This is a genomic window from Micromonospora sp. CNZ280, from assembly GCF_011759515.1.
In genome coordinates this window covers 52,511-76,536 of record NZ_JAAOYP010000002.1, presented here as the reverse complement: position 1 = coordinate 76,536, position 24,026 = coordinate 52,511, and the positions used below count along the sequence as shown (strand labels likewise).

Below are 24,026 nucleotides of genomic sequence, written 5' to 3'. Positions count from 1 at the left end.
CCCCTCCGGCTGCGACGACCTCAGTCGTGGGCGATGGCGCCCAGCACGTTGATCCGGGCGGCCCGCACCGCCGGCAGCAGCGCGGCGATCACGCCGACGATCGCGGCCAGGCCGAGCATGATGCCCATCTGGCCCCACGGCAGCACCAGGTCGGTGATGCCCTCGTCCTTCAGCGCCTCGACCACCGCGGCGCCGAGCCCGCTGCCGACCGCCACGCCGAGCAGCGCGCCGAAGACCGAGATCACCACCGCCTCCACGGTGATCATTCGCATGGTCTGCGCCCGGCGCAGCCCGATCGCCCGCAGCAGGCCCAGCTCCCGGGTGCGCTCCAGCACCGACAGCGCCAGCGTGTTGATGATGCCGAGCACGGCGATCACGATGGCCAGCGCGAGCAGGATCTGGATCATCGTGAGCAGTCCGTCCAGCTGGCCGGCCTGCTGCTCGATGAACGCGTCCCGGTCGGCCACCGACACCTCGGGGGAGTCGGCCAGCAACGCCTCGACCTGCGGCTGCACCGAGGCCACCGAGGTACCCGGGGCCAGCTGGATGAAGCCCTGGATCGGCTGCGGGATGCTGAAGTCGCGGGCCGCCGCCGGCGGCAGCACCACCGGGTTGGTCAGCTGCGAGCTGGCGTAGATGCCGCTGACCGTGTAAGTGCGGGCCTCGCCGCGGGCCAGCTGCACCGGCACCTGGGAGCCGACGGAGAGCCCGCGCGACTTCGCGGTGTCCGAGCTGACCAACATCTGGTCCGGGGCGAGCCGGTCGATGTCACCGGCGGTCGGGGTGGCCCCGAAGATCTGCCGCAGCGAGGCCACCTCGCTGCTCGCCGCCACCCAGGTCCGCTCGCCGCCGACCAGCGCCATGTCGCCGTACTCGCCGTCGACCAGGCGGACGCCGGGGATCGCCGCGGCCTCTTCCAGCACCGCCGGATCGAAGCTCGGCGGCCGCGGGCCGCTCTGCACGCCGGCGATCACCAGCTCGGCCTTGATGGTGTCCTGGGCCAGGCCGCTGATGCTGCTCTTCGCCGAGTCCAGGATCACCGTCACGCCGGTGACCAGCGCGATGCCGACCATCAGCGCGGCGGCGGTGATCGCGGTACGCCGCGGGTTGCGGCCGGAGTTGAGCCGGCCCAGCTTGCCCGGCACCGACCAGGCGAAGATCGCCCCGAGCAGGCTCACCACCGGCCGGCTGATCAGCGGGGTCAGCAGCGCCACGCCGATGAAGGCGAACAGCACGCCGCCGAGGATGGTGACCAGGGTGTTGTCGCCGGCGTTGCCGGTGAGGCCCAGGGCCAGCAGCGCGGCGCCGATCGCGGTGACCACACCACCGCCGATGGTGATCCTGGTGAGTGGCCGATCCGGGGTGGCCACGTCCTGCATCGCCGCGATCGGCGGGATCCGGGACGCCCGCAGCGCCGGCAGCAGCGCCGCCACCACGGTGATGATCAGACCGACGGCGAACGCGCCGATCACGGCCGACGCCGGCACGCCGAGGCCGGCCAGAGTGAGCCCGCCGGCGAAGGTGCTGAACAGGTACGCCAGCAGCGCGCCGATGCCGATGCCGGCGCCCAGGCCGAGCACCGAGGCGATCAGGCCCACCGCGATGGCCTCCAGCACCACCGAGCCGATGATCTGCTTGCCGCTGGCGCCGATGGCCCGCATCAGCGCCAGCTCGCGGGTGCGCTGGGCCACGATGATCGAGAACGTGTTCAGGATCAGGAAGGTGCCCACCAGCAGTGCCACCGCGGCGAAGCCGAGCAGGATCCGGTTGAAGAAGGTCAGCGCCTCCTTCAGCCCGGCCGCCGCGTCGGCGGAGAGCTGCTCGCCCGTCTTGACCTCGTAGCCGCCGCCAACTGCGGCGGCCACGGCGTCACGCAGCGACTCGTCGGACACCCCGTCGGCGGCCTTGATGGACACGCTGTTGTAGGTGTCCGGCGCGCCGAGCATCAGCTTCTGCGCCACCGGGGTGGTGAACATGATCTCGTTCGCGCCGCCGATCGAGTCGCGGCCACCGCTGTAGCCGAAGACGCCGACGATGGTGAACTCCCGCTTCGGCTCCAGGGTCAGCACGCCGACCCGGTCGCCGACCTTCACCTTCCCGGCCGTCGCGAGCGCCTTGTTGATCACGATCTCGTCGTCGGCCTGCGGCCCGCGCCCCTCGCGCAGTTGCACCAGGTCGCTCTCGCCGGTCCAGTTCTCACCCAGCTGCGGCGGGCCGAAGGAGGTGACCACCTTGCCGTTGCTGCCGATCAGCCGGGCCCCGTCGGCGGCGACCACGCCGGTGGCCTCGGCCACCCCGGGCACCGCCTTCACCGTGTCGAGGGTCGCCGCCGGGAACGGCGGGCTGACCTGCTCACCCTCGGTTTCGCCGAGCGCGACCTTCGGCTTGGCGGCGACGTTGACGTCCACCCCCTCGTACGCGTCGGCAAAGATCGCGTCGAAGGAGCGGCCGAGGGTGTCGGTGAGCACGAAGGCACCGGAGACGAACATCACCCCGAGCACCACCGCCAGGCCGGACAGGATGAGCCGGACCTTGCGGGCCAGCAGGCTCTTCAGTGTCGCCCGGAACATCAGTTCCCCACCTCGGCGGCGTGCGTGTCCAGCTTCTTCATGGTGTCCAGCACCGTCTCGGCGGTCGGCTCGATCAGCTCGGAGACGATCTGCCCGTCGGCGAGGAAGACCACCCGGTCGGCGTACGCGGCGGCGGTCGGGTCGTGGGTGACCATGACGATGGTCTGCCCGTGCTCGCGTACCGAGTTGCGCAGGAAGTTGAGCACCTCGGCGCCGGACCGCGAGTCCAGGTTGCCGGTCGGTTCGTCGGCGAAGATCACCTCGGGGCGGGAGACCAGCGCCCGGGCGCAGGCCACCCGCTGCTGCTGGCCGCCGGAGAGCTGGGCCGGGCGGTGGTCCAGCCGGTCCCGCAGCCCGACCGTGGCGATCACCGTGTCGTACCAGGCCGGGTCGGGCTTGCGGCCGGCGATCGACAGCGGCAGCAGGATGTTCTCCTTGGCGGTCAGCGTCGGCAGCAGGTTGAACTGCTGGAAGATGAAGCCCACCTTGTCGCGGCGCAGCTTCGTCAGGCCCGCGTCGCCCAGACCCGTGACCTTCGTGTCGCCGATCGACACCGTGCCCCGGGTCACCGAGTCCAGGCCCGCGAGGCAGTGCATCAGCGTCGACTTGCCCGAACCCGAGGGCCCCATGATCGCCGTGAACCGGCCCCGCTCGAACTCCGCGCTGACCCCCCGCAGCGCGACGACCTGCGCCTCGCCGCTGCCGTACACCTTCCACACGTCGCTCGCCCGGGCCGCGGCCTGCTCCTGCCGGCCTACCGTCGCGGTCACGTCATGCACCTCTTCCGTCTGAATTTGATCCGCGCCGCCCCCGCTGGTCCGGCGCGGCAGTCCCCATCATCTGCGCTCCGCGGCGGTGATCCGTCCGACTCCGGGTGGAAGCGGTGCGGATTTCGCGCTGCGGGTGCCCCCCATCGCCGGGTCAGGGTTGCCCCTGAGTCCTCGCCGGGCCGGCGGGTTTCCGCCGAGCGGGACCGATCCTGCACATTGACGCCGCGTCAGGGTCAACCGCGCCGCGCCGTCTTCCGTCACGGTAGGTGACCGCGACAACCGGGCCGTCGCCCCGCCGGCGGCTCTCCGGGTACGCCCCGGGCGGTAGCCCGGTGGCCGCGCGCTACGCCCGGGGGCGGACCAGTCCCGACTCGTACGCCAGCACCACCGCCTGCACCCGGTCGCGCAGCCCCAGCTTGGTCAGCATGTGCCCGACGTGGGTCTTGATGGTGGTCTCGCTCACCGACAGCGCGCGGGCGATCTCGGCGTTCGACAGGCCCCGGGCGACGTGCACCAGCACTTCCCGCTCCCGTTCGGTGAGCGCGTCGAGCGCCCGGGGTGGGGTCGCCGCCGGGTCCGGCAGCACGTCGGCGAAGCGGTCCAGCAGCCGCTTGAGGATCCGGGGTGCCACCACCGCGTCCCCGCCGGCCACCGTACGGATCGCCGCCACCAGGTCGTCGGCCGGCACGTCCTTGGCCAGGAAGCCGCTCGCCCCGGCCCGCAGCGCCCCCACCACGTACTCGTCGAGGTCGAAGGTGGTCAGGATCAGCACCCGCACCGGCAGCCGGGCGTCGACGATGGCCCGGGTGGCGGCGACGCCGTCCATCCGGGGCATCCGGATGTCCATCAGCACCACGTCGGGCAGCAGCCGGCGGGACAGCTCCACCGCCTCCACGCCGTCGCCGGCCTCGGCGACGATGTCCAGGTCGTCCTCGGCGCCGAGCACCATCCGGAAGCCGGTACGCAGCAGCGGCTGGTCGTCGGCGAGCAGGATCCGCACCGGCCGCGCCGGCGCCGTCGGATCGGTCATCGTTCTCCCTGTCCTGCTGTCCGTCGTCCTGCCGCTGTGTCACTGTCCCGCCCCGCCGGGGCGGCCCGTCGCCGGGCGTTCCCGCCGGCGCGGGCCGTCGTCGCTGCTGTCGGGTGCGCAGTCACGCCGGGCGGACGGCCGCCGGCTCCACCGGAATCCTCGCGTACACCCGGAAGCCGCCGCCGGGGCGCGCCCCGATGCGCAGGACCCCACCGTAGAGGCTGACCCGCTCGCGCATCCCCACCAGTCCGTGCCCGATCCGGTCGGCCTCGGGCAGCGGCCCGCGCCCGGTGTCGGTCACCTCCACCTCGACCACGCCGACGCCGAAACCCAGCCGCACCTGCGCGGTCGCCGTCCCGGCGTGCTTGAGCGCGTTGGTCAGCGCCTCCTGGGCGATCCGGTACACGGTCAACGCCACCCCCTGCTCCAGCCCGCCGGGGGTGCCCTCGACCCGCAGGGTGACCGGCAGGCCCGCCTCGCGCACCTGGTCGACGAGGGCCTCGACGCCGGCCAGCCCCGGCTGCGGGGCCAGCTCGGCGGCCGGCTCGGCCTCGGTACGCAGCACGTCCAGCAACCGGCGCAGCTCCCGCAGCGTGACCCGGCCGGTCTCCTCGATGGTGGCGACCGCCTCGTCGGCCGCGTCCGGGTCGCGCCGCAGCACCCGCCGCGCCCCGGTGGCCAGCACTCCCATCACGCTGACGTGGTGGGCGACCACGTCGTGCAGTTCCCGGGCGATGCGCCGGCGCTCGTCCGCGACCGCCTGCTCGGCCAGCGCCCGCTGGTTCTCCTCGGCCACCCGGGCGCGCTCCCGCAGCGCCTCCGTCGAGGTGCGGCGGGCGTGCACGGTACGCCCCACCGAGAACGCCACCGCCCCGATCAGCAGGTTGTTCAGCACCAGGTAGGCGGGGCCGATCTCGAGCACGCCGGCCGGGGGCGCGAGCGTGCTCACCAGCGCCACGGGCAGCCACAGCACGACCGCGGCGGCCAGCGCCTCCCGTACCGGCCGACGGGCGGCAAGCGTGTAGGTGAGCACGATGAAGGCCAGCCCCTGGGTGCCCGGCGCGAAGTCCAGCAGCGCGGGCAGCGCCAGGGTCGCCACCGCCACGCCCACCGCCGGCCAGGGCGCCACCCGCCGCAGCGCCGCCGGGGCGGCGCAGAGCGCGCTCCAGCCCAGCGCCGAGGGCAGCGGCCGGGGCCACAGCTCGCGCGGGGTGAGCAGGGTGAAGACCGCCTCGGCCACGATCAGGCCGACGGCGAGCAACGCGTCGGCGGCCAGCGGGTGCCGGCGCGTCCACTCCCTCGGGCCCGACGTCATACCGCGACGCTAGCCGCCGCACGGCCAGGGAAAGATCGTCGCCGGCGGTGAGGCGGCCTCCTCCCTGAGGAGGAGACGACCTCGGCCGCTCTCAGGGGCGGCGGGCACGCCGGGGGATGCGCCCCTCGGCGCGGGAAACCGTCCGCCGGCCCACCCGGCGACCGGGCGGGCACGCGAAACCACCCGGCGGCCGCGCGGCACCGGCCCGGCCAGGTGTCGGTGTGGGCGGTGTGGTGCGGCGCGTCGGGTGGCCGCCCGCTCGTCGGCGCCGGGCGGCGCACCGTTCCCCGGCTCAGCGGCGCGGGTCGGGCTGGCCGGCTACTCGTCGGCGCCGGGCGGCGCGGGGCGGGAGCGGGCGTCGCGCAGCGGATCCGCCGCCGGCTCAGGCGTGGGAAAGGGCGGCGGGGTGCCGCCGAAGGCCGGGCAGAGCGCCTGGTGGCTGCACCAGTCGCAGAGCCGGCTCGGCCGCGGGCGGAAATCCTGCTGGGCGGTGGCCTGCTCGATCGCCCGCCACAGCGCCACCACCGTGCGCTCGAAGCGGAGCAGCTCGTCGGCGTCCGGCGCGTAGTCGCAGACCTCCGCGTCCTTGAGGTAGAGCAGCCGGAGCACCCGGGGGACCACGCCACGGGTGCGCCACAGCACCAGCGCGTAGAACTTCAGCTGGAACAGCGCGCGGGCCTCGAACGCCTCCCGCGGCGCGCCGCCGGTCTTGTAGTCGACCACCCGCAGCGCGCCGTCCGGCGCGACGTCGAGCCGGTCGAGGTAGCCCCGGATGAGCAGCTCGTCGTCGACCACCGCGGAGATCAGGCTCTCCCGCTCGGCCGGCTCCAGCCGGCGCGGATCCTCCACCGCGAAGTAGCCCTCCAGCAGTGCCGCCGCCGAGCGGAGGAACTCGGCCACGGCCGGGTCGTCACCCTCGGCGAACAGCCCGGCCAGCTCCGGCTGCTCGGTGACCAGCCGGTCCCACTGGGGGGCCACCAGGTCACCGGCGGCGTCCGGGGTGCGGCCGCCGGCCGGCAGGTCGAACAGCCGCTCCAGCACCGCGTGCACCAGCGTGCCCCGGGCCTGCTCGACGGTGGGGCGCTCGGGCAGGCGGTCGATGCTGCGGAACCGGTAGAGCAGCGGGCAGGTCTTGAAATCCGCCGCCCGCGACGGTGACAGCGAGGCCCGTACCGTCGCCGGCACCTCCGCCGGGGCCGCGGGCTGCTGGGTGATCACCGGTTCCGCCGTCATGCCCGGAAGGTTAGGGCACCGGTGTGACACCACCACGCCCCGCCGCGCCGCGACGGGCCCGGTCCGTAGCATCGGCCCGGTGGAGGAGCAGAGCAGGCGACCGCGACCCCGGCCCGGCGGGCGCACCACGCTGACGGTGGGGCGGGTGTTCGGGGTGCCGCTGCACCTCAACGGCTCGATGCTGCTGCTGGCGGCCCTGGTGACCGTGATCTACGCCGAGTTCGCCCGCCACCAGCTGAACCTGCCGCAGATCAGCGGCTACCTGATCGGCCTCGGGTTCGTCGTCTCGCTGCTCGGCTCGGTGCTGCTGCACGAGCTGGGGCACGCGCTGACCGCCCGCCGGTACGGCATCGGTGTGCGCGGCATCACGCTGGAGCTGCTCGGCGGGTACACCGAGATGGACCGGGACGCCCCCACCCCGCGGGTCGACCTGCTGGTGTCGCTGGCCGGGCCGGCGGTCTCCGCGGTACTCGGCGCGGTCGCGGTCGCGCTGACCCTCGCCCTGCCCGACCGTACGGTGGCCAACCAGCTCGCCTTCCAGCTCGCGGTGAGCAACGTGATCGTCGCGCTGTTCAACATCCTGCCCGGCCTGCCGCTGGACGGCGGGCGGGCGCTGCGCGCCGCGGTGTGGGCGCTCACCCGGGACCGGCACCGGGGCACCGAGGTCGCCGGCTGGGTCGGGCGGATCGTGGCGGTCGGCACCGCGCTGCTGGTCGCCGCGCTCACCGCGGCCCGGCTGCTGGCGCCGCTGGCGCTGCCGCTGATGCTGCTGGTCGCGTTCACCCTGTGGCGGGGCGCCGGCCAGTCGATCCGGGTGGCCCGGGTCAGCCGTCGGTTCCCGCTGATCGACCTGTCCCGGCTGGCCCGGCCGGTGCTGGCCGTGCCCACCGGCACTCCGCTGGCCGAGGCGCAGCGGCGGCGGGCCGCCGGCGCAGCGCCGGGCGCCGCGCTGCTGGTCGCCGACTCGGCCGGCCGGCCGGTGAGCCTGGTCGACCCGGCCGTCGCCGAGACGGTGCCGGTGGAGCGTCGCCCCTGGCTGGCGGTGGACGCGGTGGCCCGGTCGCTGGCCGACCTGCCGGTCCTGCCGGTCGGGCTCGACGGGGAGCGGGTGATGGAGGCCGTGCAGGCGCACCCGGACGCGCAGTACGTGGTGACCGCAGGCGAAGATGTCGTGGGCATCCTGCACATCGCGGATCTGGCTCAGCTCCTCGAACCTCAACGGAAGATGAACACGTGACCGCAACTCCCTCCGCCGCCCCGGCCGACCCGGGCGCCCCGGCGCCCGCCGACACCCCGGCGCTGCCTCCCGTGCACCGCGGGCCGTTCCGGCCCGGCGACCGGGTGCAGCTGACCGACCCGAAGGGGCGGATGCACACGGTCACCCTGGAACCGGGCAAGGCCTTCCACACCCACCGGGGCATCCTGGAGCACGACGCGCTGATCGGGCTGCCCGACGGCAGCGTGGTGACCACCTCCGGCGGCGGCACCGCGTTCCTGGCGCTGCGGCCGCTGCTGTCGGACTACGTGCTGTCCATGCCGCGCGGCGCGCAGGTGATCTACCCGAAGGACTCCGCCCAGATCGTCGCCATGGGCGACATCTTCCCCGGCGCCAAGGTGCTGGAGGCCGGCGCCGGCTCGGGCGCGCTGAGCTGCTCGCTGCTGCGGGCCGTCGGCACCGAGGGGGAGCTGCATTCGTACGAGCTGCGCGACGACTTCGCCCAGATCGCCCGGCGCAACGTGGCGGCGTTCTTCAACGGGCCGCACCCGGCCTGGCGGCTGCACGTGGGCGATGTCGCCGAGTGCACCGAGACCGGCTTCGACCGGATCATCCTGGACATGCTCACCCCGTGGGAGAGCCTCGACATGGTCGAGCGGGCACTGCTGCCCGGCGGCGTGTTCATCGGCTACGTGGCCACCACCCCGCAGCTGTCCGAGCTGGTCGAGGCGCTGCGCGAGCGCGGCGGCTGGACCGAGCCGCGGGCCTGGGAGTCGCTGGTGCGCGACTGGCACGCCGAGGGGCTCGCCGTCCGGCCGGATCACCGCATGATCGCGCACACCGCCTTCCTGGTGTCCGCGCGTAAGCTCGCCCCCGGCGTGACCGCGCCGCCGCGGCGACGCAAGCCCAGCAAGGGCACCGAGGCGTACGCACAGCGCCGGCAGGCACTGCGCGAGGCCGAGGCGGCCCGGCAGACGGCGGCCGCCCGGGCCGCCGGGGTGCAGCCCGACTCGACGGAGGAGATGGACAGGCCGTGACGGCGGAATGGGGCGGCTGGGAGTGAACGGGTGGATCCCGCCGGTCGGTGCGGGCCGGTGGTGCGACCCTCGGGCGGCGGCATGAGCGCGCGGATCGTCGGGCTCGGCGCGGTGGTGCCTGCTGCCGGCGCGTGGCGTGGCGGAGTGCCGGCATGAGCCGGCCGGGCTTCGGTGGCGGCGACCTGCCGGCGGTGTTCCCGGACTGGTCGCCCTACCAGGATCTCGAATCGGCGGCCCGGGCCTACCTGCGGGACCCGGACGTGGCGCTGGAGGCGCTCGGCGGGGTGCTGCGCGGGGCGTCGGTGCTCGGCTTCACCCTGGAACGCTTCGTCAACGAGGTGAACGGGGTGTGGCAGGAGGTCGTGGTCTGCGACGGCAGCCGGCTCGTCCTCTGGCACGGAGAGGACGTCCCGCCGGGGGAGGGGCCGCCCGGGTCGATGACCTCCTCGCTGCGGGTGGTGCCGGTCTCCTCGGTCACCGAGGTGGGTTGCCGGCGCCGGCTCACCCGGGGCGACAACGGCGAGATCCGGGTCGACAGCATCGACGTCTACCTGCTGCTGACCTCGCTGGACGAGGCTCCGCCGAGCGAGGAGATGGCGGGCGCGCCGCGGCACGACGCGCTGCGCTTCGGCAAGACCCTCGACGACGGCGGCGCCGGGCAGATCGCCCGGCTGGAGGAGTTCGCCCGGCTGGTCGCCTCGGTGGTCGGGCGTCCGCTGCTCTGAGCGGGCGGCGGAGCGGCCCGGCCGTTGGGCCGCCGGGCACCGGCCCGGCCGTTCCGCCGTCGCCGGGCACCGGCCCGGCGGCGGTCAGCCGTCGGAGGTCCGATCGTGGTGTGGTGGCGGGTCGTCGTCGGCCGGCGGTGCGGTGGCGGTCAGTCGTCGGCGCCGGGGCCGGCGACCTCGACGCCGTCGCCGGCGCGCACCACGTGGATGCACTCGCCCGGGCACTCCCGGGCCGAGTCGATCACTTCCAGGCGCAGGTGGGCGGGGACGTCGACCCGGTCGCCCGGGGCCTGCCGCAGCTCGCCGTCGGGGCCCTTGACGTACGCCAGGCCGTCGACGTCGAACTCGAAGACCTCCGGCGCGTACTGCACGCACAGCCCGTCGCCGGTGCAGAGGTCCTGGTCCACCCAGACCGTCAGCTGGTCGGTCGCGACCTCGGCCACGGGTGCACCCCCCATGTTCTCCCGTCCCACGCCCCGACGGTACCCGAACGCCCGTACCGCCCCACCGGCCCACCCTTGGCGATCAAGGTTCGGTGACGAGGGCGTTGCGTGGGACCGAATCGGCCTCATAGCGGCTAGTGTTAGGCCAGAACGTTCAAGCCCCCCGGGGAGGTGGGACGTGGCACGCAGCGACGACGCGGACTCGCGCGCCGCACGGTGGGAGAAGGAGGCCCACGATCTCTCCACGCAGGTCGCGTTCCTGCAAGAGGAACTCGCTCTGGTGCGGCGCAAGTTGACCGAAAGCCCCCGACACGTCCGGCAGCTCGAAGAGCGGCTGGCGGCCACCCAGGCACAGTTGGCGCGGCTGACCGAGAACAACGACCGGCTCGTGAGCACCCTCAAGGAGGCTCGCGCGCAGATCGTGACGCTCAAGGAGGAGATCGACCGCCTCGCGCAACCGCCGAGTGGCTACGGCGTCTTCCTGGCGCGGCACGACGACGGCACGGTGGACGTCTTCACCGGCGGCCGTAAGCTCCGGGTGGCCGTCTCGCCCTCGCTCGACGTGGCCGAGCTGCGGCGCGGCCAGGAGGTGCTGCTCAACGACGCGCTCAACATCGTCGACGCGTTCGGCTTCGAGCGGGTCGGCGAGGTGATGATGCTCAAGGAGGTCCTCGAGGGCCCCGGCGGCGCTCCGGGCGACCGGGCGCTGGTGGTCTCGCACTCCGACGAGGAGCGGATCGTCCACCTGGCCGACTCCCTGATCGGTTCGCCGATCCGGGCCGGCGACTCGCTCATGATCGAACCACGCTCGGCGTACGCGTACGAGCGGATCCCCAAGAGCGAGGTCGAGGAACTCGTCCTGGAGGAGGTGCCGGACGTCGACTACACCGACATCGGCGGCCTCCACGCGCAGATCGAGCAGATCCGCGACGCGGTGGAACTGCCCTTCCTGCACGCCGACCTGTTCCGCGAGCACCAGCTCCGGCCGCCGAAGGGGATACTGCTCTACGGCCCGCCCGGCTGCGGCAAGACGCTGATCGCCAAGGCGGTGGCCAACTCGCTGGCCAAGAAGATCGCCGAGCGCCGGGGCGAGGAGAAACACACCAGCTACTTCCTCAACATCAAGGGCCCGGAGCTGCTCAACAAGTACGTCGGCGAGACCGAGCGGCACATCCGGCTGATCTTCCAGCGGGCCCGGGAGAAGGCCGGCGAGGGCACCCCGGTGATCGTGTTCTTCGACGAGATGGACTCGGTCTTCCGCACCCGCGGCTCCGGCGTCTCCTCGGACGTGGAGAACACCATCGTCCCGCAGCTGCTCAGCGAGATCGACGGCGTCGAGGGCCTGGAGAACGTCATCGTCATCGGCGCCTCCAACCGGGAAGACATGATCGACCCGGCGATCCTGCGCCCCGGCCGGCTCGACGTGAAGATCAAGATTGAGCGGCCGGACGCCGAGGCGGCCAAGGACATCTTCTCCAAGTACATCCTCTCCGGGTTGCCGCTGCACCCGGACGACCTGGCCGAGCACGGCGGCGACCCCCAGGCCACCGTCGCGGCCATGATCGACGCGGTCGTGCTGCGGATGTACTCGGAGACCGAGGAGAACCGGTTCCTCGAGGTCACCTACGCCAACGGCGACAAGGAAGTCCTCTACTTCAAGGACTTCAACTCCGGCGCGATGATCCAGAACATCGTCGACCGGGGCAAGAAGATGGCCATCAAGGAGTTCCTCACCTCCGGCCGCAAGGGGCTGCGCCTGCAGCACCTGCTCGACGCCTGCGTCGACGAGTTCCGCGAGAACGAGGACCTGCCCAACACCACCAACCCGGACGACTGGGCCCGCATCTCCGGCAAGAAGGGGGAGCGGATCGTCTACATCCGCACCCTCGTCTCCGGCGGCAAGGGCGCCGAGGCCGGCCGGTCCATCGAGACCGCCAGCAACACCGGCCAGTACCTGTAACACCCGAGTCGACGGGGCCCGCGGCACGCCGGGGGCCCCGTCGACGTACCACCTGATGCTCACCGGGCCGGCACGCGTTCGGCGGGCGGGACGGCGGGTCCGTCGGTAAGCTTCCGGGCACCGCTTCGTCGACCCGCCGAGGAACCGCGTGCCGCCCGAGCTGACCGTCGTCGATCCGCCGGCCACCCCGGGGGCCGACCCGACCCACCCGGCCACCCGCCGCCGACGCACCGCCGCGTTGCTGGCCGCCGCCCTGCTCGTGCTCGCCGCCGCGGCCACCGGCCGCCGCCCCCCGGCTGCCCCGGCCCGGCTGGGTCGACCTGTTCCCGGTGCTCGGCACCGCCGCACTCGTCGGCTACCTCGCCCAGCGGCTGCTGCGAGCCGGGGACCTCGCCACCCAACTGACCCTGCTCGGCCGCGGTGAGGACAACTACCGTCACCTCGCCCTCTTCGACGTCGTCGTCGGCGCTCTGCTCCTCGGCACCCAACTGCCGCGGCTGCTCATCGCCGGCTACCCGGCTGCACCGCCGCGCCCCCATCCGCGGTGGCGCCGACTACGCTCGACTCGACGGGGGACCGGTCGGGCGAGCGAAGCGGGTAGGTCGATGAGCGTAAGACGGATCATGGGCACCGAGGTCGAGTACGGCATCTCCGTACCGGGCCAGGCGGGGGCCAACCCGATGGTCACCTCGTCCCAGGTGGTCAACGCCTACGGGGCACGACCGGAACTCAACCGCGGCGGCCGGGCCCGCTGGGACTACGAGGAGGAATCGCCGCTGCGCGACGCCCGGGGCTTCACCTACTCCGGGGCCGCGTACGACCCCGCCGAGGCGCTGGCCGACGAGGACCTCGGCCTGGCCAACGTGATACTCACCAACGGCGCCCGGCTGTACGTCGACCACGCCCACCCGGAGTACTCCACTCCGGAGGTGACCAACCCGCTGGACGTGGTCCGCTGGGACAAGGCCGGCGAGCGGGTGATGGCCGAGGCGGCCCGCCGCGCCGCCACCATCCCCGGCACCCAGCCGATCCACCTCTACAAGAACAACACCGACAACAAGGGCGCCAGCTACGGCGCGCACGAGAACTACCTGATGCGCCGGCAGACGCCGTTCGCGGACATCGTCGCGTACCTGACGCCGTTCTTCGTCACCCGGCAGATCGTCTGCGGCGCGGGCCGGGTCGGCATCGGCCAGGACGGCGGGCAGAGCGGCTTCCAGATCTCCCAGCGGGCCGATTTCTTCGAGGTCGAGGTCGGCCTCGAGACCACCCTCAAGCGGCCGATCATCAACACCCGGGACGAGCCGCACGCCGACGCCGACAAGTACCGCCGGCTGCACGTCATCATCGGCGACGCCAACCTGTCGGAGATCTCGACGTACCTCAAGGTCGGCACCACCGCGCTGATCCTCACCATGATCGAGGAGAAGGCGCTCGGCTCCGACCTGGGCATCGCCGACCCGGTCAGCGAGCTGCGCGCGGTCAGCCACGACCCGTCGCTGTCCCACCTGATGCGGCTGCGCGACGGACGCCGGCTGACCGCCCTGGACGTGCAGTGGGCGTACTACGAGCGGGTGCGGTCCTTTGTCGACGAACGGTACGGCAGCGACGCCGACGAGCAGACCCTGGACGTGCTGGCCCGCTGGGAGGGTGTGTTGGACCGGCTCGGCCGGGACGTGATGCTCTGCGCCGACGAGCTGGACTGGGTGGCCAAGCTGCGGCTGCTGGAGGGCTACCGGGAGCGGGAGAAGCTCGGCTGGGGCTCGCACAAGCTGCAGCTGGTCGACCTGCAGTACTCCGACGTGCGCCCGGAGAAGGGCCTCTACCACCGGCTGGTCACCCGCGGGGCGATGAAGACGCTGCTGACCGACGAGCAGACCCGCACCGCGATGACCGAGCCGCCGGAGGACACCCGGGCCTACTTCCGCGGCCGCTGCCTGGCCCAGTACGCCTCCGAAGTGGTCGCCGCGAGCTGGGACTCGGTCATCTTCGACGTGGGCCGGGAGTCGCTGGTGCGGGTGCCGATGATGGAGCCGGAACGGGGCACCCGCAAGCACGTCGGCGAGCTCTTCGACCGCTGCCCGAGCGCCAAGGACCTGCTGGAGACCCTCACCGGCGGCTGACCGGACCGGGCGGTCAGCCGCGCGTCCCGTCGGGCCGCCGGCTGGCGTCCGCCGTGCGACGGTGACCCTGGCCCGTCGCGCGTACACCTGGCGCGCGGCGGGCCTTTCGTCGCTCCCGCGAGGTAAGTTTCTGGCAAGAGATCGTGGAGGAGGCACCAGATGGCCACTCGTGACAGCGGCGGGCAGTCGCAGTCGGGCAAGTCCCGCCAGGGCGAAGAGATCGAGGACGTCACCACCGAGGCCAACCCGGAGGTCGCCGAGCGGCACGCGGAGATCACCGAGGACGTCGACGACCTCCTCGACGAGATCGACTCCGTCCTGGAGGAGAACGCAGAGGAATTTGTCCGGGGCTACGTACAGAAAGGGGGTGAATAGGGCATAGGCAGGCAAACCAGACCTGCCTCGACCCCTCGACGACCGAGATGGCACTCGTCGTTGCCGTGATCGCGGCGAGTGGAAAGCCACTTGAGGATTTCTGCTTGCGGCGAGACGAAAGGGCAGTCGCGAGTACCACCTGCGGCGGCGGTACGGCATCGGGCAGCAGGAGTTCGACGAGCTCCTGGCCGAGCAGGGCGGGGTCTGCGCCGGCTGCGGCGGCGCGGACCCGCAACATGTGGACCACGATCATCGCACCGGTTGGGTGCGCGGGATACTCTGCTTCAACTGCAACGGTGGTCTTGGTCAGTTCCGTGACGATCAGGCGCGGCTGGCCGGGGCGATCACATACCTGAGAGGAACCACGTGGCAGCGGGTTTTGATCCATCCGGGCGTCTACCAGATGTGTTCACCAACGCGGGGACGTCCTCCTTCACCACGTTCCTGAGCAAGGTGGCCCCCGAGATGCTGCCCGGCCGTCGGCCGCTGCCGCCGGGCATGGCCGCCGACCTGGCGCCGCACGCCACCACCATCGTGGCCATCTCGGCCGCCGGCGGCGTGGTGATGGCCGGCGACCGACGGGCCACCATGGGCAACCTGATCGCCCAGCGTGACATCGAGAAGGTGCACCCGGCCGACGCGTACTCGCTGGTCGGCATCGCGGGCACCGCCGGCATCGGCATCGAGCTGATGCGACTGTTCCAGGTGGAGCTGGAGCACTACGAGAAGATCGAGGGCGCGATGCTCTCGCTGGACGGTAAGGCCAACCGGCTCGCCTCGATGATCCGGGGCAACCTGGGCGCGGCGATGCAGGGGCTGGCCGTGATCCCGCTCTTCGCCGGCTTCGACCTGGCCTGCGCGGACCCGGCGAGGGCCGGCCGCATCTTCAGCTTCGACGTCACCGGCGGCCCCTACGAGGAGACCGGCTACGACGCCATCGGCTCCGGGTCGCTGTTCGCCAAGTCCGCGCTGAAGAAGCGGTACCGGGCGGGGCTGTCGATGGACGACGCGGTCCGCCTCGCGGTGGAGGCGCTCTACGACGCCGCCGACGACGACACCGCGACCGGTGGGCCGGACCTGACCCGCCGGATCTACCCGGTGGTGATGACCGCGACGGCGGAGGGCACCCACCGGCTCACCGACGCCGAGACGGCGGCGATCGCCGAGAGCGTGGTCTCCGGCCGGATGGAGAACCCGGGCGGCTGATCCGCCCCCACAGTCAGCAGCCGTCAGCACAGCGCCGTAAGGAGAACCGCCGCCGTGGCCATGCAGTTCTACGCCTCGCCCGAGCAGATCATGCGCGACCGCTCCGAGTTGGCCCGCAAGGGCATCGCCCGGGGGCGCAGCGCGGTGGTCCTGAGCTACGAGGGCGGGGTGCTCTTCGTCGCGGAGAACCTCTCCAGCGCCCTGCACAAGGTCAGTGAGATCTACGACCGGATCGGCTTCGCCGCCGTCGGCCGGTACAACGAGTTCGAGAACCTGCGCCGCGCGGGCGTGCGGATGGCCGATCTGAACGGCCTGAGCTACGACCGGCGCGACGTCACCGGCCGGGCCCTGGCCAACGCGTTCGCGCAGACCCTCGGCGCGATCTTCACCGAGCAGTCCAAGCCGTTCGAGGTGGAGATCTGCGTGGCGCAGGTCGGTGCCACCGCCGAGGACGACGAGATCTACCGGCTGACCTACGACGGCTCGGTCAACGACGAGCCGGGACGGATGGCGATGGGCGGCCAGGCCGAGGCGATCACCAACGTGCTCAAGGCCGACCACTCGGCGGAGATGTCGTTGAGCGACGCGGTGAAACTGTCGGTGCGGGCGTTGAGCAGCGTCGGCGGCGAGGGTGGCGCGGCCCGGACCATCGCGGCCGACCAGTTGGAGGTGGCGGTGCTGGACCGCCGCCGGGTCGGCCGGACGTTCCGGCGGATCACCGGCGCGGCGCTGACCGCGCTGTTGGACGGCGGCGCGGTCAAGGCGGAGGAGCCGGCCGCCGCGGGTGGGCCGACGACGCCGACCACGCCGACCGAGGAGGCACACAAGCCGACCAGCTCCGCCGGGTCCGCGGACCTGGAGGACAAGCCGGGCCAGCCGGCCGACGAGTAGTCCCGTCGCGGTGCGCCGGGGTCCGGGCTTCCGGGCCCCGGCGTACGCGTTTCCGCGATGCCCGAGTCTGCCGGCTGGACCCGTCAGGCGCGGCGCAGCAGCGGGCGGACCAGCGCCCAGTAGCCGGCGGCGATGACGTTGAAGATGCCCATCCCGGGCGGCGCCTCGACGTTGGAGGGGGCGACCTTCGCGGTCATCATGGCCGCGATGACGCCGTCGGGCACGGTCCGCTCCGCCTGGAGTCGCTGGCGGCGGGCGCGTACCCAGGCCCGGTTGCTCCACAGCCAGCGCCAGCCGCGGACCTTCTCCTTCGACCAGCCGCCGAGCAGCGCGGCGGCGAGCATGGCCGCCTCGGAGAGCAGCAGCATCGGCGCTAGCAGCGCCAGCGTCCGCCGCTCGTACGCGGTCAGCAGGGAGAGCAGGCGGTTCCGCTCCACCAGGTAGACCTTCAGCGAGTTGCGGGAGAACTCGTAGTGGTGCACGACGACGGCGTCCGGCACGTACTCCAGGCGCATTCCGCGCTGCCAGAGGCGGAGGCTGAGTTCGGTGTCCTCGTGGTAGGCGAAGTACTCGGCCGGGAAGCCGTCCAGCTCCTGCCAGAGCTGCCGGCCGATGATGAAGCAGCAGCCGCTGAGCGACGGCACCGTGGTGCGGACGGCGTGGGCGGTGGCCGGCTCGCCGTTGCCGCCGGCCCAGGAGAGCCCGATGAAGTGCAGCGGGTTGCCGGAGGTGTTGATCAGCTCCGGGTTCTCGGCGAGCCGGATGGAGGCCATGGCGGCGCCGACGCCGGGCTCCCCGGCGACCGCGACGACCTTGGCCAGCGCGTCCGGGGCGACGATCGCGTCGGAGTTGACGAAGGCGAGCCATTCGCCGGTGGCCTCGGCCGCGCCGACCCGGCAGCCGCCGGCGTACCCGGTGTTGGTCTCGGGGCGGATCACCCGGACGCCGGGGAAGCCCTTGACCACGTCGATGCCGTCGCCGGTGCAGCCGTTGTCGACGACGATCAGCTCGATCTCGACGTCGGTGCTGGCCAGCACGGCCCGGGCGGCGTCGACCAGGTACGGCTCGGCGCCGTAGGCCAGCATCACCGCGGAGACCTGGGGGCGGGTCATCGGATGCCTCCGGATACGCCAGTCGCCACGGCGTCGTCGATCGGCCGGGCCGGGGTGGGGACGGGACGGATGCCGCCGCGCAGCAGCAGCGCCATGGTGCCGGCGACCACGAGGGAGCCGACCGCGTACGCCAGCTCGACGCGGAGCGCGACCGGCGCGGGGGCCAGGGTCACCGCGAGCAGCGCGGCCACCCCGAGCGTCCAGGCGACGGCCTGGGCCCGGTGCCGGTTCAGGGCGAGCAGGGCCTGGCCGAGCACCATCGACCAGAGGTAGGCGAGGGTGCCCACGGCGAGCCAGGCGAAATCGACCTGGTCGAGCACGTCGGGGGCGTCGAAGAGGGCGCCGACCAGCCACGGGCCGAGCAACACGGCGCCGACCGCGCCGATCAGCCCGAGCGCGGTGACCACGCCGAGCGACCGGCGGAGCAGGCCGTGGAAGGCGGCCCGGTCGCCGGTGGTGGCGGTGGCGGCGAGGCCGGGCAGCAGCGACGCCTGCATGGAGCCGAACACGAAGAGCGGGATCCGCACCAGCACCAGGGCGGACAGCAGCGCGCCGGCGGTGGCCACGTCGTCCGGGGCGAGCAGCCGGACGTTGATCACGCCGACGTTAACCACGACCTGGGAGAGCAGGCTGGAGACGGTGAGCAGGCCGAGGCCGCGCAGCAGCGCGCCCCAGGGCACCGGCGCGCCGCCGCCGACGGCCCGCACCACCGGGGGCAGAGTGAACAGCACGCTGGCCAGCGGGGCGATCACCAGCACCACCCCGTACCACAGCGGGGAGCTGACGCCGGCGAGCCCGAGCAGCGCGACCATGACGATGCGCAGCCCGCCGTCGATGCCGAGCTGGCCGCCGTACCAGGGGAAGAGCGACAGGCCGGAGAGAACGCCGCGGGTGGTGTACGCGATCGCCATGGCGACCAGTGACCCGATCAGCACCAGGACCAGGTCGCCGTCGCCGGCGAAGAGCCGGTCGGCGAGGACGCGGTAGCCGGCGACGGTGGCGAGCACCATCACGGCGAGCACCGCGGCGGCGAGGGCGGCGCCCCGGGCCAGCACCGGGCCGGGGGGCAGCCCCTGGGTACGGCGGGCGGCGACGACCCGGGCGACCTCCTGCTCGACGGGGATGAACACGCCGATGCCGACGGTGAACACGATCGACCAGAGCACCGACAGCGAGCTGTAGTCGGCCTTGGTGAGGCTGTGGCCGGCGACCGCGAGGTGGACGTAGGAGGCCAGCCCGAGCAGCGCCAGCCCGGCACCGACGGCCATGGTGCCGGGCGGGACGAGGGCGAGCAGGCGCCGCATCACTGGCGGATGAGCGCCAGCGTGAGCACCACGAACGCCCGGCCCAGGTAGATCATCGCCTTGGCGGGGGAGTGGCTGGGCGTGCCGGCCATCCGCCTGCGCATGGCCACCGGCACCTGCCGGATCTTGTAGCCGCGGCGGGCGGTGTGCACCAGCGTCTCGACGGTGTCGCCGAGGTACTCGGCCGGGTACCAGCGGGCGAACATCTCGATCACCCGCCGGTTGGCGGCGCGGAAGCCGGAGGTGGTGTCGGTGAGCTTGGTGCGGGCCACCCGGGACAGCACCGCGGAGAGCATGACCATCGCCCAGCGGCGCGGGCCGCGGACGGAGTAGTCGCCCTCGCCGGCGAACCGGGCGCCGATCACCAGGTCGTTGTCGTCGAGCAGGTCGACCAGCTTCGGCACGTAGCGGGGGTCGTGCTGGCCGTCGGCGTCGATCTGGATGGCGACGTCGTAGCCGTGGTCGCGGGCGTACCGGTAGCCGAGCCGCATGGCCCCGCCGACGCCGAGGTTGTACGGCAGCTGGGCGACCCGGGCCCCGGCGGCGGCGGCGACGTCGGCGGTCCGGTCGGTGGAGCCGTCGTCGACGACCAGCACGTCGACGCCGGGCAGTTCGCCGCGGACCTCGCCGACCACGTCGGCGATCGAACCGGACTCGTTGAGCGCCGGGATGATGATCAGGACGCGCTTGCCGTTAACCATCGTGCGACACCAGTTCGTCTCGGGCGGCCCGCTCGGCGGCGATCTCGGCGCGCAGCAGGGCGAAGTCTTCGGCCAGGGTGCGGGTCTCCTCCTCCAGCGCGCTGACCTCCCAGCTCAGGTGCACACAGACCAGGAGCAGGAAGACGATGCCGAGGAAGAGCACCAGGCTGACGCCGGAGGCGACGCCGAGCACCCCGGCGACGCTGTCCAGCAGTCGGGGGAAGAGCGACAGGGGGATGACGACCAGCAGCACGCCGAGCCACAGCATGCCGTACTTCTCCCGGAGCTGACGGCGGCGCAGCAGCTCGACGATGGTGCCGAGCAGCAGCAGACCGGTCAGGCCGGTGACGAGGGTGAGCTTCATGCGACCTTCCACGGGGCGGGTGGAGCGGCGGAGGCGAACGCGTCGGCCAGGGTGGCGTGCCAGTCCGGAAGCGGCGGCAGACCCGCGGCGGCCCAACGGCCGTGCCCTAGCACACTGTACGCCGGTCTGGGGGCCGGACGACGAAACCGATCGCTGGTGGTGGGTCGGATCCGGTCCGGGTCCAGCCCGCGCAGCGCGAACACCGCGCGGGCCAGCCCGTACCAGGTGGTCCGGCCGGAGCAGGTGCCGTGGTAGACGCCGGCGGGGGCCCGGCCGGCCAGGGCCGCGTCGCCGAGCGCCACCAGCTGCGCGGCGAGGGCGTACGACCAGGTGGGCTGGCCGTGCTGGTCGTCGACCACGTCGAGCTGCTCGCGCTGCTCGGCCAGCCGGAGCATGGTGGCGACGAAGTTGGGCCCGTGCGCGCCGTAGAGCCACGCGGTGCGTACCACGTAGCCGGTTTCGGGGAGAAATCGGGCGACGGCCCGCTCCCCGGTCAGCTTCGAGCGGCCGTACGCGTTGACCGGGGCGGTCGGCGCGTCCTCGGCGTACGGGGTGTCGCCGTCGCCGGGGAAGACGTAGTCGGTGGAGATGTGCACCAGCCGGGCGCCGGTGGCCGCGCAGGCGGCGGCGAGGTGCCCGACGGCGTCGCCGTTGACCGCGGTGGCGGCCGCCTCCTGCTCCTCGGCCCCGTCCACGTCGGTCCACGCCGCGGTGTTGACCACCAGGTCGTGCCCGGCGACGGCGGCGCGGACCGCGGCGGCGTCGGTGATGTCGAGGTCGGCCCGGGTGGCGGCGGTCACCTTCAGGTCGGGCCGGGTGCCGAGCACCGCGAGCAGGTCCCGGCCGAGCATCCCGCCCGCACCGGTGACGAGCAGGCGGCTCACGCCGGCACTCCGCTGCGCTCCGTGCCGTCCTGAGGCACCACGGCCCGGCATTGACGACTCGCTCGCTGCCGCTCGCTCATGCGGCCGGTGCGGACTTCAGGGGCTCCCACCAGGCCCGGTTCTCGCGGTACCAGCGCACGGTGTCGGCGAGCCCCCGGTCCAGGTCGATGCTCGGGGCGTACCCCAGCTCCTCGCTGATCTTGGTGATGTCCAGCGAGTAGCGGCGGTCGTGGCCCTTGCGGTCGGCGACCGGGACGACCCGGTCCCAGCCGGCCCCGCAGGCCTCCAGCAGCCGGCCGGTGAGCTCCTTGTTGGCCAGCTCGGTGCCGCCGCCGATGTTGTAGACCTCACCGGCGCGGCCCTTCTGCTGCACCAGTGCGATGCCCCGGCAGTGGTCGTGCACGTGCAGCCAGTCCCGCACGTTGCCGCCGTCGCCGTAGAGCGGCACCGTCCCGCCGTCGAGCAGGTTGGTGACGAACAGCGGGATGACCTTCTCGGGGAACTGGTACGGCCCGTAGTTGTTGGAGCAGCGGGTGACCACCACGTCCATGCCGTGGGTGCGGTGGTAGGCCAGGGCGAGCAGGTCGGAGCCGGCCTTGGAGGCCGAGTACGGCGAGTTCGGCGCCAGCGGCCAGGTCTCCGTCCAGGACCCCTCGTCGATCGAGCCGTACACCTCGTCGGTGGAGACGTGCACGAACCGGCCGGTGCCGTGGCGCAGCGCGGCGTCGAGCAGGGTCTGGGTGCCGAGCACGTTGGTGGTGACGAACGGCGCGGCACCGGCGATCGACCGGTCGACGTGCGATTCGGCAGCGAAGTGCACGACCACGTCGTGACCGGGCACCACCTCGTCGACCAGCGCCGGGTCGCAGATGTCGCCCTGCACGAAGCGGAACCGGGGGTCGTCGCGTACCGGCGCGAGGTTGGCCAGGTTGCCCGAGTAGGTCAACTTGTCGAGCACGGTCACGGCGGCGGGCTCGACCGCGGGCACACCCGTGGCGCTGCCGAGGGGCACGCCCAGCAGCATGCGGACGTACTCCGACCCGATGAATCCGGCTCCGCCGGTGACGAGGATCCTCACGGGTCCGGAAGTGTACGCGACGTGACGGCGGGGCCGGGGGACGCGGACCCGGCTGTCCGGTTCGGCCCGGTCCCGGTAGGCTCCCCCGGTGCGCGGAATCCTACTCGCCGGCGGCACCGGATCCCGGCTCTGGCCGATCACCCGGGCGGTGTCCAAGCAGCTGATGCCGGTCTTCGACAAGCCGATGATCTACTACCCGCTCTCCACGCTGGTGATGTCCGGCGTGCGGGAGATCATGGTGATCACCACGCCCGAGGACCAGAGCCAGTTCCAGCGGCTGCTGGGTGACGGCAGCCAGTGGGGGCTGCGGCTGGAGTACGTCGTCCAGGCCCGCCCGGAGGGCATCGCCCAGGCGTTCGTGCTCGGCGCGGACTTCATCGGCGACGAGGCGGTGGCGCTGATCCTGGGCGACAACATCTTCCACGGCGTGGGCCTGGGCCGGCAGCTCGCCGCGCACGGCGACCTGGTCGGTGGCCGGGTGTTCGCCTACCCGGTGGCCAACCCGGAGGCGTACGGGGTGGTCGAGTTCGACGCCGACGGCAAGGTGCTCTCGATCGAGGAGAAGCCGGCCCGGCCCAGGTCCCGGTACGCGGTGCCGGGGCTGTACTTCTACGACAACCGGGTGGTCGACATCGCCGGCAAACTCACCCCGAGCGCCCGCGGCGAGTTGGAGATCACCGCGGTCAACGAGGCGTACCGGGAGACCGGCGAGCTGTCGGTGACCGTGCTCGACCGGGGCACCGCCTGGCTGGACACCGGCACGTTCACCTCGATGATGCAGGCCGCCGAGTTCGTCCGGGTGATCGAGGAGCGGCAGGGCATGAAGATCGGCTGCGTCGAGGAGGTGGCCTGGCGGGCCGGCCTGATCGACGACGCGCGGCTGCGCGCCCTGGCCGAGCCGCTGACCAAGAGCGGCTACGGCGACTACCTGCTCGGGCTGCTGGCCGAGCGCGACGGCCAGGCGGTGCCGCGGTGAGCGCGGGGCGGCGGCGGGCCCGGCGGGCGGGGGTGGCCCGGTGAAGATCCGGCCGTTGGGCATCGAGGGCGCCTGGGAGATCACCCCGCAGCAGCACGGCGACCCGCGCGGGCTGTTCATGGAGTGGTACCGGTTCGACCGGCTCGCCGAGGCGGTGGGGCATCCGCTGCGGCTGGCCCAGGGCAACCTGTCGGTCTCGGCCCGTGGCGTGGTGCGCGGCATCCACTTCGCCGACGTGCCGCCCGGCCAGGCCAAGTACGTCACCTGCGTGCGCGGCGCGGTGCTCGACGTGGTGGTCGATCTGCGGGTCGGCTCGCCCACGTTCGGCCGCTGGGAGGGCGTCCGGCTGGACGACGTGGACCGCCGCGCGGTGTACCTCGGCGAAGGGCTGGGGCACGGGTTCTGCGCGCTGACCGACGACGCGACGCTGAGCTACCTCTGCTCCACCACCTACAACCCGGCCGGCGAGCACGCGGTGCACCCGCTGGACCCGGAGCTGGGCATCGAGTGGCCGGTCGACGAGCCGCAGCTGTCGGCCCGCGACGCCGCCGCGCCCAGCCTGGCCCGGGCGCGCGAGACCGGCCTGCTGCCCGACCACGCGACCTGCCGGTCGTACGTGGCGAGCCTGGGACCGGACGGTTTGCCGCGATCGGCCGGGAATTGACGGCCCCGCGGACCACGACCTGTGGTGTGACAGTGACGAACGGGCCCTC

At 73.0% G+C, this 24,026-nt stretch carries 23 protein-coding genes; 11 read left to right on the top strand and 12 right to left on the bottom strand.

All coding sequences use genetic code 11. The annotated features are described in order from the left end of the window. Nucleotides 1-20 precede the first annotated feature (20 nt). The 5 genes from FHX32_RS15260 to FHX32_RS15240 all read right to left on the bottom strand — a co-directional run bounded on the left by FHX32_RS15260 (nucleotide 21) and on the right by FHX32_RS15240 (nucleotide 6,918). Nucleotides 21-2,570, bottom strand: a complete 2,550-nt coding sequence (locus FHX32_RS15260; RefSeq protein ID WP_167182945.1) for an ABC transporter permease — start codon at nucleotides 2,568-2,570, stop codon at nucleotides 21-23. Then, nucleotides 2,570-3,340 carry an ABC transporter ATP-binding protein gene (locus FHX32_RS15255; protein ID WP_167182942.1) on the bottom strand — a complete coding sequence of 257 codons (771 nt, stop codon included), beginning with the start codon at nucleotides 3,338-3,340 and terminating at the stop codon, nucleotides 2,570-2,572. Before FHX32_RS15255 ends, FHX32_RS15260 begins: the two co-directional genes overlap by 1 nt. A gap of 343 nt (nucleotides 3,341-3,683) precedes the next feature. After that, on the bottom strand, nucleotides 3,684-4,370 hold the full coding sequence (locus FHX32_RS15250) for a response regulator (RefSeq protein WP_109902378.1): 687 nt from the start codon (nucleotides 4,368-4,370) through the stop codon (nucleotides 3,684-3,686). 121 nt (nucleotides 4,371-4,491) lie between these two features. Beyond that, nucleotides 4,492-5,685 carry a sensor histidine kinase gene (locus FHX32_RS15245; RefSeq protein ID WP_167182939.1) on the bottom strand — a complete coding sequence of 398 codons (1,194 nt, stop codon included), beginning with the start codon at nucleotides 5,683-5,685 and terminating at the stop codon, nucleotides 4,492-4,494. A gap of 318 nt (nucleotides 5,686-6,003) precedes the next feature. Then, nucleotides 6,004-6,918: a PD-(D/E)XK nuclease family protein gene (locus FHX32_RS15240; RefSeq protein WP_167182936.1), complete on the bottom strand. Its 915-nt coding sequence runs from the start codon at nucleotides 6,916-6,918 to the stop codon at nucleotides 6,004-6,006. A gap of 145 nt (nucleotides 6,919-7,063) precedes the next feature. On the opposite strand from FHX32_RS15240, the gene FHX32_RS15235 reads away from it, so the two are divergent. From FHX32_RS15235 to FHX32_RS15225, 3 genes are all read left to right on the top strand, one after another. After that, the gene (locus tag FHX32_RS15235; protein WP_486481229.1) at nucleotides 7,064-8,155 is read left to right on the top strand and encodes a site-2 protease family protein; all 1,092 of its coding nucleotides are present in this window, start codon (nucleotides 7,064-7,066) and stop codon (nucleotides 8,153-8,155) included. After that, a complete protein-coding gene (locus FHX32_RS15230) occupies nucleotides 8,152-9,171 on the top strand; it encodes a tRNA (adenine-N1)-methyltransferase (RefSeq protein WP_167182928.1) in 1,020 nt (339 codons plus the stop codon). The genes FHX32_RS15235 and FHX32_RS15230 overlap by 4 nt, the downstream gene beginning before the upstream one ends. A 152-nt stretch (nucleotides 9,172-9,323) precedes the next feature. Beyond that, nucleotides 9,324-9,896 carry a hypothetical protein gene (locus tag FHX32_RS15225; protein WP_088993745.1) on the top strand — a complete coding sequence of 191 codons (573 nt, stop codon included), beginning with the start codon at nucleotides 9,324-9,326 and terminating at the stop codon, nucleotides 9,894-9,896. Between the two features lie 149 nt (nucleotides 9,897-10,045). On the opposite strand, the gene FHX32_RS15220 is transcribed toward FHX32_RS15225, so the two are convergent. Then, nucleotides 10,046-10,339 (bottom strand): ferredoxin, encoded by a 294-nt coding sequence (locus tag FHX32_RS15220; RefSeq protein ID WP_167182925.1) that lies wholly within the window; start codon nucleotides 10,337-10,339, stop codon nucleotides 10,046-10,048. A 178-nt stretch (nucleotides 10,340-10,517) separates the two neighbouring features. Between FHX32_RS15220 and arc the strand changes: the two genes are divergently transcribed. The 6 genes from arc (at nucleotide 10,518) to prcA (ending at nucleotide 16,894) form a co-directional block, all read left to right on the top strand. Next, a complete protein-coding gene (gene arc, locus FHX32_RS15215; RefSeq protein ID WP_167182922.1) occupies nucleotides 10,518-12,299 on the top strand; it encodes a proteasome ATPase in 1,782 nt (593 codons plus the stop codon). A gap of 605 nt (nucleotides 12,300-12,904) precedes the next feature. After that, on the top strand, nucleotides 12,905-14,422 hold the full coding sequence (gene dop / locus FHX32_RS15210) for a depupylase/deamidase Dop (RefSeq protein WP_167185954.1): 1,518 nt from the start codon (nucleotides 12,905-12,907) through the stop codon (nucleotides 14,420-14,422). A 159-nt stretch (nucleotides 14,423-14,581) separates the two neighbouring features. Continuing rightward, complete coding sequence (locus FHX32_RS15205) at nucleotides 14,582-14,797, top strand: ubiquitin-like protein Pup (RefSeq protein WP_088993750.1); 216 nt, start codon at nucleotides 14,582-14,584, stop codon at nucleotides 14,795-14,797. Nucleotides 14,798-14,897: 100 nt separating this feature from the next. After that, nucleotides 14,898-15,245 (top strand): endonuclease VII domain-containing protein, encoded by a 348-nt coding sequence (locus FHX32_RS15200; RefSeq protein WP_167185951.1) that lies wholly within the window; start codon nucleotides 14,898-14,900, stop codon nucleotides 15,243-15,245. Beyond that, the gene (prcB, locus tag FHX32_RS15195; protein WP_474579821.1) at nucleotides 15,164-16,003 is read left to right on the top strand and encodes a proteasome subunit beta; all 840 of its coding nucleotides are present in this window, start codon (nucleotides 15,164-15,166) and stop codon (nucleotides 16,001-16,003) included. Before FHX32_RS15200 ends, prcB begins: the two co-directional genes overlap by 82 nt. A gap of 54 nt (nucleotides 16,004-16,057) precedes the next feature. Then, nucleotides 16,058-16,894: a proteasome subunit alpha gene (gene prcA / locus FHX32_RS15190; protein WP_167182916.1), complete on the top strand. Its 837-nt coding sequence runs from the start codon at nucleotides 16,058-16,060 to the stop codon at nucleotides 16,892-16,894. A gap of 83 nt (nucleotides 16,895-16,977) precedes the next feature. Here the strand turns inward: prcA and FHX32_RS15185 are convergent, their stop codons facing one another. The 6 genes from FHX32_RS15185 to rfbB all read right to left on the bottom strand — a co-directional run bounded on the left by FHX32_RS15185 (nucleotide 16,978) and on the right by rfbB (nucleotide 22,337). Further along, entirely contained in the window at nucleotides 16,978-18,006 is a 1,029-nt protein-coding gene (locus tag FHX32_RS15185; RefSeq protein ID WP_167182913.1) for a glycosyltransferase family 2 protein, read from the bottom strand. Next, nucleotides 18,003-19,310 (bottom strand): lipopolysaccharide biosynthesis protein, encoded by a 1,308-nt coding sequence (locus FHX32_RS15180; protein WP_486481115.1) that lies wholly within the window; start codon nucleotides 19,308-19,310, stop codon nucleotides 18,003-18,005. The genes FHX32_RS15185 and FHX32_RS15180 overlap by 4 nt, the downstream gene beginning before the upstream one ends. Continuing rightward, complete coding sequence (locus tag FHX32_RS15175; protein ID WP_167182910.1) at nucleotides 19,310-20,011, bottom strand: glycosyltransferase family 2 protein; 702 nt, start codon at nucleotides 20,009-20,011, stop codon at nucleotides 19,310-19,312. Before FHX32_RS15175 ends, FHX32_RS15180 begins: the two co-directional genes overlap by 1 nt. Beyond that, nucleotides 20,004-20,375 carry a DUF2304 domain-containing protein gene (locus tag FHX32_RS15170; protein WP_167182907.1) on the bottom strand — a complete coding sequence of 124 codons (372 nt, stop codon included), beginning with the start codon at nucleotides 20,373-20,375 and terminating at the stop codon, nucleotides 20,004-20,006. The genes FHX32_RS15175 and FHX32_RS15170 overlap by 8 nt, the downstream gene beginning before the upstream one ends. After that, a complete protein-coding gene (gene rfbD, locus FHX32_RS15165; RefSeq protein ID WP_167182904.1) occupies nucleotides 20,372-21,259 on the bottom strand; it encodes a dTDP-4-dehydrorhamnose reductase in 888 nt (295 codons plus the stop codon). The genes FHX32_RS15170 and rfbD overlap by 4 nt, the downstream gene beginning before the upstream one ends. Nucleotides 21,260-21,335: 76 nt before the next feature. Beyond that, entirely contained in the window at nucleotides 21,336-22,337 is a 1,002-nt protein-coding gene (rfbB, locus tag FHX32_RS15160; protein ID WP_167182901.1) for a dTDP-glucose 4,6-dehydratase, read from the bottom strand. An 88-nt stretch (nucleotides 22,338-22,425) separates the two neighbouring features. Between rfbB and rfbA the strand changes: the two genes are divergently transcribed. Together rfbA and FHX32_RS15150 are read left to right on the top strand one after the other, a co-directional pair. Continuing rightward, the gene (gene rfbA / locus FHX32_RS15155) at nucleotides 22,426-23,313 is read left to right on the top strand and encodes a glucose-1-phosphate thymidylyltransferase RfbA (protein ID WP_167182898.1); all 888 of its coding nucleotides are present in this window, start codon (nucleotides 22,426-22,428) and stop codon (nucleotides 23,311-23,313) included. A gap of 40 nt (nucleotides 23,314-23,353) precedes the next feature. Further along, nucleotides 23,354-23,977, top strand: coding sequence for a dTDP-4-dehydrorhamnose 3,5-epimerase family protein (locus tag FHX32_RS15150; RefSeq protein ID WP_167182895.1), 624 nt, complete (start codon nucleotides 23,354-23,356; stop codon nucleotides 23,975-23,977). Nucleotides 23,978-24,026: the final 49 nt, after the last annotated feature.

Bases quoted from the DNA above. Each gene is read 5' to 3' on its own strand.
- FHX32_RS15260 (WP_167182945.1), bottom strand. From the start codon at position 2,570: ATGTTCCGGGCGACACTGAAGAGCCTGCTGGCCCGCAAGGTCCGGCTC.
- FHX32_RS15250 (WP_109902378.1), bottom strand. From the start codon at position 4,370: ATGACCGATCCGACGGCGCCGGCGCGGCCGGTGCGGATCCTGCTCGCC.
- FHX32_RS15245 (WP_167182939.1), bottom strand. From the start codon at position 5,685: ATGACGTCGGGCCCGAGGGAGTGGACGCGCCGGCACCCGCTGGCCGCC.
- FHX32_RS15240 (WP_167182936.1), bottom strand. From the start codon at position 6,918: ATGACGGCGGAACCGGTGATCACCCAGCAGCCCGCGGCCCCGGCGGAG.
- FHX32_RS15225 (WP_088993745.1), top strand. From the start codon at position 9,324: ATGAGCCGGCCGGGCTTCGGTGGCGGCGACCTGCCGGCGGTGTTCCCG.
- dop (WP_167185954.1), top strand. From the start codon at position 12,905: ATGAGCGTAAGACGGATCATGGGCACCGAGGTCGAGTACGGCATCTCC.
- FHX32_RS15205 (WP_088993750.1), top strand. From the start codon at position 14,582: ATGGCCACTCGTGACAGCGGCGGGCAGTCGCAGTCGGGCAAGTCCCGC.
- FHX32_RS15185 (WP_167182913.1), bottom strand. From the start codon at position 18,006: ATGACCCGCCCCCAGGTCTCCGCGGTGATGCTGGCCTACGGCGCCGAG.
- FHX32_RS15180 (WP_486481115.1), bottom strand. From the start codon at position 19,310: ATGCGGCGCCTGCTCGCCCTCGTCCCGCCCGGCACCATGGCCGTCGGT.
- FHX32_RS15175 (WP_167182910.1), bottom strand. From the start codon at position 20,011: ATGGTTAACGGCAAGCGCGTCCTGATCATCATCCCGGCGCTCAACGAG.
- FHX32_RS15170 (WP_167182907.1), bottom strand. From the start codon at position 20,375: ATGAAGCTCACCCTCGTCACCGGCCTGACCGGTCTGCTGCTGCTCGGC.